11 protein-coding genes are annotated in these 15,320 nt (G+C 62.8%); 5 read left to right on the top strand and 6 right to left on the bottom strand.

The window, feature by feature from the left end; translation table 11 throughout:
• Positions 1 to 34 precede the first annotated feature (34 nt).
• Positions 35 to 1,087, bottom strand: coding sequence for a hydrolase (locus ACERK3_17480; GenBank protein MFA9480069.1), 1,053 nt, complete (start codon positions 1,085 to 1,087; stop codon positions 35 to 37).
• A 496-nt stretch (positions 1,088 to 1,583) separates the two neighbouring features.
• Between ACERK3_17480 and ACERK3_17475 the strand changes: the two genes are divergently transcribed.
• The gene (locus ACERK3_17475; GenBank protein MFA9480068.1) at positions 1,584 to 2,696 is read left to right on the top strand and encodes a substrate-binding domain-containing protein; all 1,113 of its coding nucleotides are present in this window, start codon (positions 1,584 to 1,586) and stop codon (positions 2,694 to 2,696) included.
• A 33-nt stretch (positions 2,697 to 2,729) separates the two neighbouring features.
• Here the strand turns inward: ACERK3_17475 and ACERK3_17470 are convergent, their stop codons facing one another.
• Positions 2,730 to 5,513 carry a family 78 glycoside hydrolase catalytic domain gene (locus tag ACERK3_17470; GenBank protein ID MFA9480067.1) on the bottom strand — a complete coding sequence of 928 codons (2,784 nt, stop codon included), beginning with the start codon at positions 5,511 to 5,513 and terminating at the stop codon, positions 2,730 to 2,732.
• Positions 5,514 to 5,623: 110 nt separating this feature from the next.
• Positions 5,624 to 7,396, bottom strand: coding sequence for a hypothetical protein (locus ACERK3_17465; GenBank protein MFA9480066.1), 1,773 nt, complete (start codon positions 7,394 to 7,396; stop codon positions 5,624 to 5,626).
• A 34-nt stretch (positions 7,397 to 7,430) separates the two neighbouring features.
• On the opposite strand from ACERK3_17465, the gene ACERK3_17460 reads away from it, so the two are divergent.
• The 3 genes from ACERK3_17460 to ACERK3_17450 are packed head-to-tail and all read left to right on the top strand — an operon-like array spanning position 7,431 to position 11,966.
• The gene (locus ACERK3_17460; protein ID MFA9480065.1) at positions 7,431 to 9,695 is read left to right on the top strand and encodes a hypothetical protein; all 2,265 of its coding nucleotides are present in this window, start codon (positions 7,431 to 7,433) and stop codon (positions 9,693 to 9,695) included.
• Positions 9,696 to 9,720: 25 nt separating this feature from the next.
• Positions 9,721 to 10,473 carry an SDR family oxidoreductase gene (locus ACERK3_17455; GenBank protein ID MFA9480064.1) on the top strand — a complete coding sequence of 251 codons (753 nt, stop codon included), beginning with the start codon at positions 9,721 to 9,723 and terminating at the stop codon, positions 10,471 to 10,473.
• 17 nt (positions 10,474 to 10,490) lie between these two features.
• A complete protein-coding gene (locus tag ACERK3_17450; protein ID MFA9480063.1) occupies positions 10,491 to 11,966 on the top strand; it encodes an FAD-dependent oxidoreductase in 1,476 nt (491 codons plus the stop codon).
• A 380-nt stretch (positions 11,967 to 12,346) separates the two neighbouring features.
• Here the strand turns inward: ACERK3_17450 and ACERK3_17445 are convergent, their stop codons facing one another.
• Entirely contained in the window at positions 12,347 to 12,607 is a 261-nt protein-coding gene (locus ACERK3_17445; protein MFA9480062.1) for a hypothetical protein, read from the bottom strand.
• A gap of 57 nt (positions 12,608 to 12,664) precedes the next feature.
• On the opposite strand from ACERK3_17445, the gene ACERK3_17440 reads away from it, so the two are divergent.
• Positions 12,665 to 13,393 carry a transposase gene (locus ACERK3_17440; protein MFA9480061.1) on the top strand — a complete coding sequence of 243 codons (729 nt, stop codon included), beginning with the start codon at positions 12,665 to 12,667 and terminating at the stop codon, positions 13,391 to 13,393.
• Between the two features lie 252 nt (positions 13,394 to 13,645).
• Here the strand turns inward: ACERK3_17440 and ACERK3_17435 are convergent, their stop codons facing one another.
• Positions 13,646 to 13,855 (bottom strand): hypothetical protein, encoded by a 210-nt coding sequence (locus tag ACERK3_17435; GenBank protein ID MFA9480060.1) that lies wholly within the window; start codon positions 13,853 to 13,855, stop codon positions 13,646 to 13,648.
• Positions 13,856 to 13,895: 40 nt separating this feature from the next.
• A partial coding sequence (locus ACERK3_17430) for an esterase/lipase family protein (protein ID MFA9480059.1) occupies positions 13,896 to 15,320 on the bottom strand: 1,425 nt, incomplete at its 5' end.

The following is a 15,320-nucleotide window of genomic DNA, read 5'->3' as shown; positions in this document are numbered from 1 at the left end:
AGCCCGTATGCGACAGCCCGGACGCGGATCTCGTTCACACAGATTTCGATGTTCGATGAGGTTGGCGGTGGAGCGGGTGGGACGGATTCATGGTGACGTCTTCGCTTTCAAGGTAGGGCTGGAGAAACGCAGGCACCCGCTGCTCCAGCCAGTAGGTCGCCCGCCATGGCCAGCGACCTGTTACAAATCCCACGTGGCCGCCGTCGTCCAGCAACTCAAGCCGCACCGCCGTCGGCAACTGTGAGGGGTCGGGCAGCACATCGCCGGTCATCGGGTCGTTGCGGGCATGCACCAGCAAGGTCGGCACGGTGATGCGATCAAGGAATTGTCCGCTGCTGCATTGCTGGTAATAGTCGTCCGCTCCCTTGAATTCGTGCAGCGGGGCGGTCACCTGGTCATCAAACTGCCGAAACGTTCGCAGCCGCATGACCTGTCGCTCGTCCATCGGCAGGAGCGTGGGATCCTGTCGCAGCTTTGCCTGCACGGTCTGTTTAAGTGACCGCATGAGGTGCCACTGGTATAGCTGGCTCAGCCCGCGTTCGACGCATGCTGCCGTGGCCGCCAGGTCATACGGCACGGACACCGCGACCGCCGCCGCGAGCGGCGCCGCCACCCCGCGTTCGCCGAGCCACTTGAGCAGCACATTGCCGCCGAGCGAGTATCCCACGGCCGCCAGTTTTGTGTCAGGTTCTCGCGTACGAAGCAGCCGCACCACCTGCTCCGAGTCATCACTTACGCCCGAGTGGTAGCTCCGGGGCAGGCGATTAGGGTTCGTGCCGCAGCCACGGAACTGCATCACCACACCGCGCCAGCCGTGCCGCACCGTTGCCGCCAGCATGCCGCGGGCATAACGCGATCGTGCCGAGCCCGCCAACCCGTGCAGCACGATGAGAATCGGCCGATCCGCCTGCTTGCCATCCGGCTCGACCCATTCCAGTTCCAGGCAATCACCATCGTCCAGTTCCACGACCTCACACCACGTGGTGACCGCAACACGTCGACGGCAGATCGCTGGCCAGAGCGTCTGGAGATGACCGCCTCGTGCCCACCACGCCGGTCGAAACGAACTTTGGGATGATTGTGACATGTTGTGCAATTGTACGGCGGTGCCCACGCCCCGCAGAAAGAAGGCGGCAAAGGCAAGAGTCACAGTCACCTCATGCCCAACAAGATCGACAACTCGCCCTGCATCGAAAGGCTTCGCGTTGCTTCCTCGGAACTCGCCGGGCAGTTGACCGGGAACCTGACCAATGCTGGCCGCACCAGTGGCGGCTGCTGATTAACTATTGCGTTACGCCTGGAATTAAGCTAACTTTTATCCTAATAATCAGGAGTGAACGTTCGTGATTAGACCGTAAATTCGCAATCTCGATAATTTCGTGTCCCCCCGCGGGCGAATGTCTGAACGTATGAGAACTCGAAAGACCAAAACGAACACAAACTCGCTAGGCTGGCTATCAGCGAGGCCATATACCGACTCATAAAGGCTGGCGCATGGTTTTCAGGCAGGCTATACGCTTTTGGGGGTCTTTTCATTCAAAAAGAGTTTTTCGCGGAAAGGCGAAGTTTTTCAGAGGCTCGATATGACCAAACAGGCTGAAATAATCGGGGATATTCAGAAAAAAATCGCCAGCGGTGCGTATACACCGGGACGTCCTTTGCCGACGCAGAAAGCGCTATCGTCGCAGTACGGCGTGGCTGTGGGGACTGTCCGGCATGCATTGGGCAGTCTGGTGAATCAGGGGCTGCTCAAGTCACGCCGTGGTTCCGGGACGATCGTCAGCCCTGACGTGAAGGTGACCGGCCCCGCCCCCTCGGCCGGCCGGCGGCAACTGGGGCTGCTGGTCCCGGATTCGCGAGCAGCGCTTTTTGTCCGTTCCTATGTACTTGCCATCCAACGGCTCCTGCTTCAGGACCCGAATTTGGAAATCAGCCTTCGTTTCACTCAGAACCAAACCAAGGAGTCGATCCTGCAATGGGCCAAGCCGCTGTGCGGTATCCTGGCTCAGGATACGGTTTCCTTGGACCTGCTCAACCATCTTCGGGCGACGGGCAAACCAGTCATGGTGATGGGGCATTTGCTGTCAGGCGGATGCCCTTCATGGGCAGGGCAGGTTTGCATCGACGTCGACCAGCACGTTCGCATGTGCGTGCAGTTCGCCTATTCGCTTGCCCATCGTCGGTGTCTGCTGATCCGCGAAAGCGGCTCGTATTACATGGACAGCGTGGGACGAGCGTTTCATCGTGAGGCTCAGAAGATTGGGGCAGACCTGCAGCATGATGAGTTAATCGTCGATAGGTCCGATCATGGCGACGAGCTACTGATGTATCTTGCCGCCGCCGAGTGCCCGCCATCGATCGTGATTGTCGAAGGTGGCTTCCAGGCTTGCCGAAATCTATACGCCCTTGAACGGAACGGGTGGCGCGTCCCCGAGCAGATCAGCGTTCTGGCGATCAACGGCGTACCCGAGCCCTGGCTTTGCACGCCGGACCTCAGCCGGGTGGAAATGCCGACCGAGCAGTGGGCGATTCGCCTGGTCGAAGCGATGTATGAGATGCTGGATAAAGGCACGATCATTCGCGCGGAAGTCGCGCCCAGTCTGGTATGGGGCAAGACGTGCGAGCGTTTTCACGGCGACCAGCCGAATGCTGCCTCGAAAGCCGAAAGCAACGGCGTATCTCCACGGTCTAACTAAATAAGGCCGCACCCCTGCTTCACCTGCATCTCATCACACAGCGGTTGTATCGGCGACTTGCGGTTGGTGATCACGATGCGACTCGCCTTTGCCGGCAGGCGAACTTACGTCAAAGCGGTAAGCGCCGCTGCCGATCCGACACGAACACGAACAGCCCTCGTCGCTCATGGCAAAGGCCAGGTCGAGCGGGGCGTGATCGCCAGCCGCGTAGGCAGTGATCGTCGACGGGTCGGCCGTGGGCAGCACCACTGTCGCCGTGGTGTTGGCAGGTATTTCGACACGCAGGCTGAATTGATCGCCTTCGCGTTCCCAGTGTGTCGCGATTCGGCCATAGGGTGACGTCAATGCGGCCCGCGCCCAGGTGAGATCGCCCCCGGGGATGGGGCGGATCAGGACATGACGGTAGCCGGCGGATGACGCATCCACATCCACATCAATCCCTGCCACGGTGGCATACAGCCATTGTCCGATTGCGCCATAGGCGTAATGGTTGAACGAGTTCATGTTGACGTCACCGAAACCATGCTCGTGGCTGTAGCTGTTCCAGCGTTCCCACATGGTGGTCGCCCCCTGGTCGACGGAGTACAACCAGGATGGGTAGGTGCGTTGAAGCAGCAGCCGATACGCGACATCGCTTCGCTGGAATCGGCTGAGTACAGGTGCCAGCAGCGGCGTGCCGAGGAAGCCGGTCGCGAGATGGTCGCCCCGGGCTTCGATCAGATCCACGAGGTGGCCCAACGCAATCGGCCTCATTTCATCCGGCAACAGGTCGAACGCCAGGCTCATCAGATAGCCCGTCTGCGTATGCCCGACCACGCGCCCCGAAGCCGAGACGAACGTCTTTTGAAAGGCCCTGCGAATGTGTGCCGCCAGGTTTTCAAAACGTCGTTGATCGCCATCGTATCCAAGGACCTCGGCGATCTGAGCCATCAGCGCGGTGGCATGCGCAAAATAAGCGGTCCCGATTAAGTCTTTCGGCGTCGGGGCTGACCCGGGGTTGGGCGCGTCGACCGCCAGCCAGTCGCCGAATCCACAATTCGCCAGGCTCGGATCGCCAGCGCGGATCAGGTCGCAGCTGGTTTCTTCGAGATAGTCAACAAAACGGACCATCGAGGCATAATGCTGTTCCAGAATGCTGCGATCGCCGTAGCGGCGGTAAATCGTCCAAGGACATATGAGGCCAGCATCAGCCCAGCCCGGCCCGCCGTCCTTCCCGCCGGGAAGCACGTTGGGGACCACCTCCGGAAACGCCCCCTCGGGCGATTGGGCGTCCGCCAGATCATCCTGCCACTTGTTGAAAAATCCCGAGACCTCTTGATTGAAGCACGCTGTGGCCACAAAGACCTGCGCGTCGCCCGTCCAGCCCAACCGTTCATCACGCTGAGGGCAATCCGTGGGTACTTCCAGGAAGTTGCTGCGCTGGCCCCAGACGATATTGCTCTGCAACTGATTGACATCGGGATTGGAGCATTCAAACTCGCCGATCGTCGGCAGATCGGAATGGAGCACGACACCTGTCACTGCCGACGCGTCAGGCATTTCGGTGAAGCCGCGCACTTCCACATAACGAAAACCGTGGAAGGTAAATCGCGGCTCATAGACTTCGCCCGCCGCGTCTCCGCGACATGTATACCAATCCGTCGCGGTTGCGTAACGCAGGTTCTCGACGTAGAGCTTGCCGTCCGGCCGAAGCATTTCCGCGTGGCGAATGCGAAACAACTGGCCCCGCTTACCCTTGACCCGAAGGCGGACTCGGCCGCTGAAGTTCTGGCCAAGATCAAACACCCAGTGCTGACTTGACCAGTGTTGCTCATCAGCCCGGCGCGGCGGCGCGATTGGTTCGATCAACTGAGTAGCGCGCACTGGCGGTGCGGTGGAAGCGACCAGTGGCACCTCCACCTCCTCAAAACGCTGAACAGGAAACCATTGAGCTGGTGCCTCATCGACTCCCGGCCTGTCCCATCCGGGCTGCTCCAGCCGGGCGTCGTAGCTTTCGCCCATCAGCAAATCATTGGCCACCACCGGACCCATGGCCCAACGCCATCTTTCGTCCGTGACAATGGTGTGCTCGCTGCCATCGGCACATGTGATGACAAGCTGTGCGAGCAGCTTGGGGCGATCGCCGTAATGTTGGCGCCCGAACTGCGCGATGTGGCCGCAGTACCAGCCATCACCGAGCATGCACCCGGCGACGTTGGCGCCGGCCGTCAGCAACGGCGTCACGTCGTACACCTGGTACTGTCGGCGACGGGCGTAGTCGGTCCAGCCGGGGCTGAAAACATCCGCCCCAATCCGCTGCCCGTTCAAGTGAAACTCATACAGGCCAAGCGCGGTGACATAAAGCCGTGCCCGCACCGGCTCGGCAGGCAAATTGAATGATCGACGCAGCAGCGGGCTCACCGTCCCGGTCTGTCGGTCGCCAACCATCGCAGTGCCAATCCAATCCGCCTGCCAGTCAGACGCGTCGAGCAGGCCCATTTCCCACGACGCGACCCTGCTCCAGTCCGAAGGCTCCGTCGCATCGTTCCATGTCTGCACCCGCCAGTAGCACGTCTGCGCACTGTGCAGGGTGACGCCGGCGTAAGGAATCAGCACACAATCAGCCGACTCGACGCGGCCGCTGTCCCACAGCAACGCGTTTTCACTTTCGAGGGATTCCACCGTCGTGCCGACCTGAATGCGATAGGCACGCTGGATCGCGTTGCGCTGTCGATCCACATACTGCCATGATAGGCGCGGCGTGGCTCGCTGAACCGCCAAAGGGTTGAGGTGAGACTCGCAGCGCAAGTGCACGGGACGGTCGGGACGTACAGTCATGGATAGTCAGCAATCGTGGTAAAAGAATTCTGCAATGCAGTACAAGCCTACGCTCCGTCGACCTTGCAGACTCAAGCCTGCACTGCGAGATGGCACCTAACCATCCGCGTTCAAAATATTCTTTCTGCAATCAGTTGATCGATTCGCTGTCCGAGTTCTTGCTGACGATCTCGAATCGCATCCAGTTCGCCAAGCCGATCAAACTCCCCCCGCTCCCATTCACGGCGAATCGCGTAGTACTCACGACTCTGGTCTTTGATCTCTTCAAAGACCTCATGCCATTGCGCGTTTTCCGTTGCGTCCACACGCACGATCACGTCGATGATTTTGTTGTGATTCTCCCCAAACCCCCGCTGAACCTCCGCGAGCGCTTGCTTCCCTTCCACATACGTCGGCTGGCTCTGTTTTAAAGCCTCCAGCGCTTGTTCAATGGTGGCAACCGACTCGGCGGTAGGGGGCTGCTCGAAAAGCTTATCGAGCGAGGTTGTATCAAAGCCTGCTCGTCGCAGAACATCCGTTTCCACACGAAGCAGACCGAGCGCGCGTTCATGCTGCCTCGTTTCGATTCGCTGCCTCATCGCATCAAACTCACTGGAGGATCCGCGGAACAGAATCACTCCGCCGCCTTCCGCCAAATTCACGTTGGCTTGGCCGTCGGTGTCGATCCGTTCCAGACTGAGCAGGTCGTAAAAATTCCCTTTGCCCGGATCAGCAGCTTGCAGTGTGGCCGCGAGACGGCGGTCGATGTGACGGTTGGCGAGAATCAGGAAATCGCCACGCTCGCCCGTCGTCACGTCCACGAGTGCCCTACCCTCCAGGCGGATGCCGATTTCCTCAAGGTCGGTCGTTTGCTCACCATGCTGAAGCACCTCCGGCATGACGGGAATCAGCGCCTTGGCCAGGTTCCCGGCTTCGGTGTGCATCGGAAGCGCATTGCCCCACGGGTCGACCATCGTGTGATCGAATTCTTCACTCCTATGCGTACCGTCGAGGTACGTCACGGTATCGTTGTAGAGGAAAAAAATGAACCCGCGCGCTCCCGACGCCAGACCCGAGAAAACGCTCATGCGGATTTCTTCCGGCACAGGCTCGCGCAGCGTCACCGATCGCCCTCGACGCCGGCTGTACGCCTGCGGGATCACCCACGTCCGTGCGTCTGGCGCCACCGTTCGGGCCTGCTCAATGTCGCGCGTCACATTCATCAGCGCCGCCGCCCCATCCACGCCAGGCTCAAGCACATATGGATCAATAATCAAAAACTCAACGTAAGGCCCGAGCGTCTGCACAATATGCGGATTGGCGAATGCGCTGACATACGGCCTTGTCGGGTCTTCCTGATTCACCCGCATCTTGTTCTCAATGTACGCCCGCGTGTCGGTCGGCTCGTCCTTGCCATACCACGCCAGCAGGCGATCGTCGCCTTCACGCGACCGGATCGACTCAATCACCGGATGATCGTCCGGCATTTCTGCCTTGTTGTCGTTGGAATAAGCCGTTTCGATCAGTTTCAGGTCATACTTGCCGGTCACTTCGAGGTGCGCATCGACGTCTCGGTTGTCGACGAAGTTGGACCACACGTTGAAATGATGTCGGCGGATGTCCAGCAGGTCGTGAGCAACCCGCTCTTCCCGCGATTGGTCAAAGAATCGGCCGTTGACCACGTTCCCCGCCCCCACGGTGGTGATCACCCCGAACGGGAAGATCTCGTCCATGTGCGGATATTCCTGCACCGGCGCGTCGAAGGTCTCGACCTCCGCGCTGAGCAGTTCATGCACAGGCTCGGCGTAATTCACCAGACGAAAATTAGCGATGCGGACTTCCTCCCCCCTGACCGCAATCATGACCTGCGACAAGCGGTCGCCCACCAGGCCATCCCTGGGCACGTCTGCGCTGCCGCCTCGCTGGTAAAGCGCCGGCTTGAGGTACAGACGAACCGGCGACCGCTATTACCACGCGGAGGTGGCGGGCTGGAATCCGTGGGGCGTGCCGGACGAGGCGTATGACTTTGGCCAGTTGATGCCGGACTACCTGATCGCGGTGCAGCCGTTCCAGCGCACGTTTCGCTCGAACGAGCGCGCCCGGCGGACGGTGCACACTTACAACCAGTTGTTTGAAGACCTCGCTGCGGAGTTAGTGCATGAACTGGTGGTGGCGGGCGAAACGGTTTCGAGTCAACGGGAGACGTTCGAGTTGCGGGCCGGCGAACGGCAGAGCTTCGACGTTCGGTTGAACATGCCAAGCGTGCAGCAGCGTGAGGCGGTGCAGTGGCGATTGACGCTGCGAGCCGGCGACACGGTGCTGACGGAGCGCATATATGACTACACGGTGTTTCCGGTGGTGCGTCGACTCGGCGAGGCGGAAGATGTTGCGCTGGTGACGCCGGGCGATGACGCGGCAGGCCCGCTGGCGAACGCGCGCTTTCGACGGGGCACGCATCGTTCGCTGGAGGCGGCGCTGGGCAGCGGGGCGAGGTCGCTGGTGCTGGCGGGCGTGGAACTGACGAGCGAGGAAGGGGCGAAGCTGGAGCGGGCGGTGCGCGACGGCCTTCGCGTCTTGTGGCTGGAAGTGCCGGCGGAGAGTTGGCTGCCAACGCCGCTGCAACTCGACCCACAGCATCGGGCGGCGCATGTGTTCGTGCGTTCACCACACGACCCGCTGGTGGAAGGGCTGGACGAACAGGACCTGCGCTACTGGGGCGCGGACACGCTGGCAGTCGAGCGGAGCCTGTTCAAGCCGGACCGCGGGCGGTTTGAAATATTGCTGGATGCCGGTGGCCCGGAGGGGCTGGACACGGCAGCGCTGCTTCGGCTGCACCGTGGCGAGGGGTCGTATGTGATGTGCCAGATGCCGGTGTTGTCGAAGGCGGCGGATGAGCCGGCGGCGATGGCGCTGCTTCAGCGGCTGGTGGGTTCGCTGGGCGAGCCGGCGGTGTCGCCGGGTACGGAACCGCTGGTGTTAGCGGCGGGTGAGAACTCGCCGGTACGTGATCGACTGGTGGCGTTGGACGTGCCGTTTGTGGAAGCGACATCGCAGCCGATAGGCGTGCTGGTGGTGGATGCTTCGTCATCGCTGGATGATGATCGGCTGTCGCTGATTGTGAACTACCTGGAATCGGGGCATGACGTGCTGCTGCAACGGTTGGGCGAGGCGGCGGCTGAGCAACTGGCCGATCGCTTGGACATCGGCGTAACGGTGGAATCCAGCGATGCGCAGCAGTTGCTTCACGTAACAAGCGACCCACTGTTGGCCGGGCTCAGCCATGACGATTGGTACTGGGCCGAGGCGGGCGACGATGTGCCGGCAATCGTCAGCGGCGTAGTGAGTGGGGATGAAGCTTGGCGGGCGCTTACGCGGCCGGCGGGGCTGGCGGTGCGCGATGTCGGATCGGGCCGACTGATTGTCAGCCAGGTGCGTTGGGACGAGCCGGAGGCGGTGTCGCGACAGGCGACGCGTTCGGCGCGGGTGGCGTTGACATTGCTGGCGAATACGGGGGCTGACATCGGGCAACTGACGCCGGGCGATCGGCAGTTCGTTCCGGTGGCATTGGCGGAGCACGCCAACCGTGGCTTCCACGATCAGCCGGACGAGTCCGACCGGCCGCGCGGTTGGTTTGCCGGCGGGCGAGATGACATGCGCTACTTCCCGGTGAACCGTACGGGGCTCGATCCGGTGCACAATGTGCCGGCCCCGGTCGAGCCGTTCCCCGAACAGCCGACCTACGGCGGCGTGCGCTTCGACCTGGTGAACCCGGACGACAACGTTGGCCGATCGGTGCTCGTGCTTGGTGGTGATGAGCAGGCGAATGGTCTGCCGTCGCAGGTGACGTTCGCTGTGGACCAGCAAGCGAGCCGTGTGTGGATGCTCGGGGCGCTGGAGCGGATGGTTGGCTCACCGGAGCAGGTGGCGACGCTTCAATGGACGTACGCCGACGGCACGCGGGCGCAGAGCCCGATCACGGCCGGCATCGAAGTGAGCGGCTACCAGTATTTCGATGCGGTCCGTCGCGGCCGCGTGGGTTGGACTGGCAACAACCCGCAGCGGAACGGCGTGGTGCTGTACGTCTGGGACGTGATCAACCCGCATCCGGAGCGGCAGGTACGGGAACTGCGGCTGAGTAGCGAATCGGCGGTCGGGCTCGCGGTGGCGGGCATGACGTTGGAGCAGACATCGAGCAGGCCCTGATCGCTTGGCCTGCTGGCACATTGAAATGACGGGAGCAACATTGAAGGCATTGAACGACAAGATCGCGATCGTAACGGGCGGTTCGAGTGGTTTCGGGCTGGGCATTGCCCGCCAGCTTGCGGCGGCGGGCGCGACGGTCTGGATCACCGGACGCACCGAATCGGCGCTGCAGGAAGCGGCGGCGACGCTGGGCGTGAAGCATCAGGTCGCTGACGTAGGGTCGCCGGTCGACTGGGATCGACTGCTTGAGCGGGTACTGGCGGAAGAAGGGCGGGTGGACATCCTGGTCAACAACGCCGGCGGCGGCGTGAAGGTGGAGCCGTTGGTCGAGCAGTCAGATGATGAGATTGCCCAGTCGGTGGCGGTGAATCTGACGGGCGTCATGCTCGGCTGTCGGCGGGCGGCGTCGATCATGAAGCGGCAGGGCGATGGCATGATCGTCAACGTGTCGAGCGTGTGTGCGGTGCATGCCTGGCCCGGCTGGGGCCCGTACTCGGCGGCGAAGGCGGGGCTGGACCAGTTCGGTCGATGCCTGCACGTAGAGCTGCGCGACGCGGGCGTGCGCGTGACGACGTTGACGCCATCGTGGGGCGCGACGGAATTTGCCGCCGCAGCGAGCATTGCGGGCCATCCCACGGTCGATCCGCAGGTGCGGGCGCAGTGCATTCAGGCGGACGACATCGGGGAGATGGTCGTACACATCTGCACACGTCCGACGCACCTGGTCGTGCCGGAGATGCGCGTGCAGCCGATGGTGCAGGACATTACGCCGATGTAACCGGCGGCGGAGGTTGCGTGTCACGGCAGCAGGAGACGTCATATGACCTGGCAGTGATTGGCGCCGGGTCGGGCGGCTATGCGGCGGCGCTGGCGGCGGCGCGGCTGGGCCGGTCGGTGTTGCTGGTGGAAAAGAGCGACACGCTCGGCGGCAACGCGGTGCGCTGCGGCGTGAATGTCTGGGAGCCGGGCGCCGGTGGCACGGGCATACCGTTTGATCTGTACACGCGCATCAAGCGCGACGAGCCGGGCGCAATCGGCGTTTACTCGTTCGGTCGACACATGCTCGACCATGACCCGGAGCAGGGCGGTCGGCCGTTCCCCGGTGGCGAGCAGGTGATCGACCCGGCCCGCTGCTATCGCGACACGTTGCAGCGCCACGGTACAAAGGGACTGAAGCACGACATGGCACGCTGCCGATCGCTGTGGCATGGTGTGCCCTTTGAACCTTGGACGATGCACCGCGCAATGGCTGCGCTGCTGGCCGAGACCGGCCGATGCGAAGTGCGCTTCAACGTCGGCTTTGACCGCGTGGCGATGCGTGATGCGGCGATCGAGCATGTCGTGCTCAGCGACGCCACGGCGGTGCGGGCGCACAGTTATGTTGACGGCACGGCCGACGGTTGGCTGTGCCTGGCCGCGGGTTGTGCGGCGCGGGAAGGTGAAGACACGCGGGCTGATTTTGGTGAGCCGGATGCACCGGAACAGCCGACCGGGAACATCAATGGCGTGACACTGGTGTACCGTATCACGCCCGCGGCGGACGAAGCCGTCGAGCCGTTGCCGGCGGAGACACCGGCTGCGTGCTGGTGGCGAGAGCGGTTCCCGGTCGCCAGCTTCACGCAGTACCCTAACGGCGATTACAACGTCAACATGCTGCCGACGATGGAAGGCCATGCGTTTCGACAAATGCTCTATGCGGACGTGTATGCCGAATGCACCCGCCGTGTCAGAGCGCACTGGCACGACCTGCAACAACACGTGCCGGAATTTCGGCGGTATCGGATGAGTTGGATCGCGCCGGGGCTGGGCGTGCGCGAGTCGCGTCGGATCATCTGCGATTACATGTTGACCGAGCACGACCTGCTCGCCGGACTGGCTGGTCAGCGGCACGCGGACATCATCGCCATCGCCGACCACGCGATGGATACGCACGGCCGACACATCGCCCGCGGCTGTGCTGAACTTGATGCACCTTATGGCGTGCCGCTGCGATGCTTGCTGCCGCGGGGCGTGACCAACCTGATGATCGCCTGCCGGGCCGCCGGCTTCAGCGCGCTTGCCGCGTCAAGCTGTCGGCTGTCACGCACCATGATGCAACTCGGTCAGGCCGCGGGCACCGCCGCAGCGCTCGCGTGCGAGGCCGACTGTTCGTTGCGCGATGTACCGGCCGAGCGGCTACGTGCATCGCTGCGCAAACAGCATGTCATGCTCGACTGGCGCATGCCCACCCTGCATCTGGCGGGCGAGCGCTACCCGGTGGGCAAGTGTTGAAGGTGGCTGCGGAACAGGGTTTTAAAGTGGGCCGGGACAAGTGCCAGACCGTGCCGTGAAACTGTCGCCCACGTTGATGGGTTCCTCGAACTGGTCGTTATCTCTTGGCTGGCTGTGCGCCAGCTGGGCAGTGCGGAGGATCAGAGTAGGGCACCGATGGCCAAGCACGTCCAGGACAGAACGGACACCGTTCCACCGACCACCGACATTTTCAGCAGCACCTTAGCTCCCGTGCAGTTGACCATGACAACCTTTGCCGGCATGCCGCCCATCATAATTTTGTAATGTCCCTGATTACCTACGATGGTATTTCGAACAGGGCGTGCATTGACCTGATGATCGGCAACCGTTCGCAAGTTCGCCGCTTTCCGCAAGTGGCATCAACACGCTTCGACAAACGAGCACGTCGGGAGCCGGGCGGTCACCGAGCCGTTCCGCAACACCTCGCAGCTTCGCACTGCATCCGTCACATCGCGCACCTCCACCAGCAGCGGCACGCGACGCGGCGTCTGTTCCGCCATTGCCGCCAGCAGCCCGGCGTAGTTGATGCGCGGGCCAAGCAGATGTTCGATCGGGCGATGGTTGCGCGGCTTGCCTTGCTCATCCACGACGACCTGATGAATGTGAGCCAATTGCAGCATCAGGGCGGGCCATCTGGGCTTTCTTGAACGTTCATCACAACCTTCAAGGAGCCTTCGATGACCCACCCCCGGAATGCCCAACAGAACTCTACCACGCTCGGCCAGCTCATGGAACTGCTCATTCAAGCCGGACCCGACGCCATGGCCGACGCGTTCACCACGCTGCTCAACCATGCCATGCGCATCGAACGCGAGCAGGCCCTCGGCGCAACTTCCCACCAGCGCACCGACCCGCGTCGCGGCTACGCCAACGGCTTCAAGCCCAAAGCCATCACCACCCGCGTGGGCGAACTGCCCTTGCAGATTCCCCAGACGCGCGGCTATGCCGACGAGCACGGCAGGCCGTTCTACCCCAACGCGCTTGAGCGCGGCGTCCGTAGCGAACGCGCCCTCACGCTCGCCATCGCCGAGATGTACGTTCAGGGCGTCAGCACACGCAAAGTCACCAAGGTCATGGAAGAACTCTGCGGCCTGGCCGTCACCAGTACGCAGGTCAGCCGCGCCGCCGCCGAACTCGACGCGCAGCTCGAGGCGTGGCGCAACCGGCCGCTGGGCGACGTGCGCTACCTCATCCTCGACGCCCGCTACGAAAAGGTGCGTCATGGTGGCAGCGTCATGCCCCGCGCCCTGCTGACCGCCGTGGGTGTGCTGCCCGACGGCAAACGCTGCGTGCTCGGCTGCAGCGTCGCCACGTCCGAGGCCGAAGTGCACTGGCGGGCTTTCCTCCAGTCGCTGATCGACCGCGGCATGCGGGGCGTCAGACGTCGGCCCCACTCATACAACTGAGCGATGGCATCCAGCACCACGTCCCGGGGCGCGGGGGCGACGCGCGTCTGTACTGATCGGCAGTGCGGGCACAGCAGGATCACGAACGTGACGGGGCCGGCGCACGGAGTGTGGCGCGCGAGGATGATCTGCCCGCCAAGGCCAATGATCGCGTCGGGCCCCAGTTCCGTCTTGCAGGTCCGACAATGCTTGTCGTGAAGCAGTCGCGCGAACTGCGGCGGCCAGGTGGGGCGCTCGTTGGGGTCGGGCGTCTCACGATTCGACATGGTTGTACGCCTCCTCCACGGCCATATCGAGCCTGTCGCGCAGCAGCCACTTCGACCGCAGCGGTGTGCGCCGGGTCGTCGTGTCGAGCAATGCCTCCGCTTCGATGCCAAAGCGGTCCAGCACCTCCGCCGCCCGTAGCCGCATGTCCTCGCGCAGACGCTGCGGACGCCCCGACAGGCACAGCACCTGATGCACAATGATGCGGTCGTTCCTGCCGCGCGGGTACCGTGACTTGTCAGGGCATCGTGTCGGTGGGCGGCTTCGACGCTTTTGCCCGATGGTCGCGCAGGATACGCAGGACCTCTTTGATCGCAGCGGGATGCAACGGCACTGAATGATCGGACTGCGGGATCACCAACTCCGACTCGGCTTGGGGAAGGTGTGCGCTTGCGTAGGGAACAAGCCCGTCGGTCGTCTCGGACCAGTCGGATTGGCCATGCTCGTCACGTTGCCCTTGCGATTCGCTGCCGATGATCGAATGGGCATGCACGCCGGGAGCGAGCGGCAGGTCGCTGAGGGCCTGGATGAATGCCGAGCCGGGCGAGAGCGAATCGATCCCGGTGGAGACGGGACGGCGGGGATTGATCGGTGTCCGCGCATGGCCGGGGTTTGCTTCGATCATCTGCGCCGCCGCACGCAACATCTCCGGCGGGAGGCGGATCGCGCGTGAGCCGAAACGACCAAGCCGAAGGTCGGCGTTCGCACTGCCCTCGTGCGGTGTCGCGAGGAAGATGACCCGTTCCACCTCTGGCATGGCCTGGAAAAAGATGGTGCGCTCCACCAGTTCACGGTCCTGCTCACGAAGCACCGTGTCGTCATAAGGCAGCACGCTGAAGCGGTTCCAGACCGCTTCACCCGCGTCCGTCACGAGTCGACGCGCAATCAGGCCCCCCATGCTGTGGCCAACCAGCACCATCCGGTCCATTGCCGGGGCCTTGTGTTCGGGGTCGTGCATGTCCCGCACCTGCCGCAGTTCCTGCTCCAATGCCGCGGCCGAATAGGCGAATGGATAGCCGGTGGGGTACATGAAATACCAGAACTGATAAGTCTGACGTACCTCCGGATCACGCCAGAGGTCGTTGAACATCTCGGCCCAGACCAGCGACGAAGAAACCAGGCCGTGGATGAACACGACCGGAATACGCTCCGGATCGAACGGTTCGAGCATGTACAGCCCGGCGAGGTCTTCCCAATGTGTACCCGCCACCAGGCCGCCGAAGCCAGCATGTCGTCGCGGTTCGTTGCGCGCGAGCGTTTTCACCAGCGGCGTTGTAAAGTTGGCGGCGAGCGGTACGTCGCGCCCGGCGATCTGCACGGTGGACGTTCGGCCGGGGTTGTGCATCCGTATGACAAACGACACGGGCGGCCAAGGCTGATCCGCGGCGAACTGGACATCAGTCATCACACCCGACATCGCCACGGCCTGGTACTGCGGCTGCGGTGGTTTGGCGCGGAGCAGGTCCGAGCCGGGGCGGGGAATGGTCCGGTCAGCGAGAAGCGATGCGCCGATGCCATACTGCCGATGCTCATGCTGCACGCCATAGGCGCGGTATCGGTTCATGGGGTTGAACAGTTCGAACGTGTCGGGCTGCCAGGGCTCGGCCTGCCAGGCGTAGTCAATCTCGATTGGCTGGCCGAAAAGGTGGCGCGTGGCCTGTTC

The sequence above is a fragment of the Phycisphaerales bacterium AB-hyl4 genome (assembly GCA_041821185.1).
Lineage (GTDB): Bacteria > Planctomycetota > Phycisphaerae > Phycisphaerales > Phycisphaeraceae > Natronomicrosphaera > Natronomicrosphaera hydrolytica.
The sequence above is the reverse complement of the archived record's forward strand: the minus strand, read 5'-3'. Positions and strand labels throughout refer to the sequence as shown.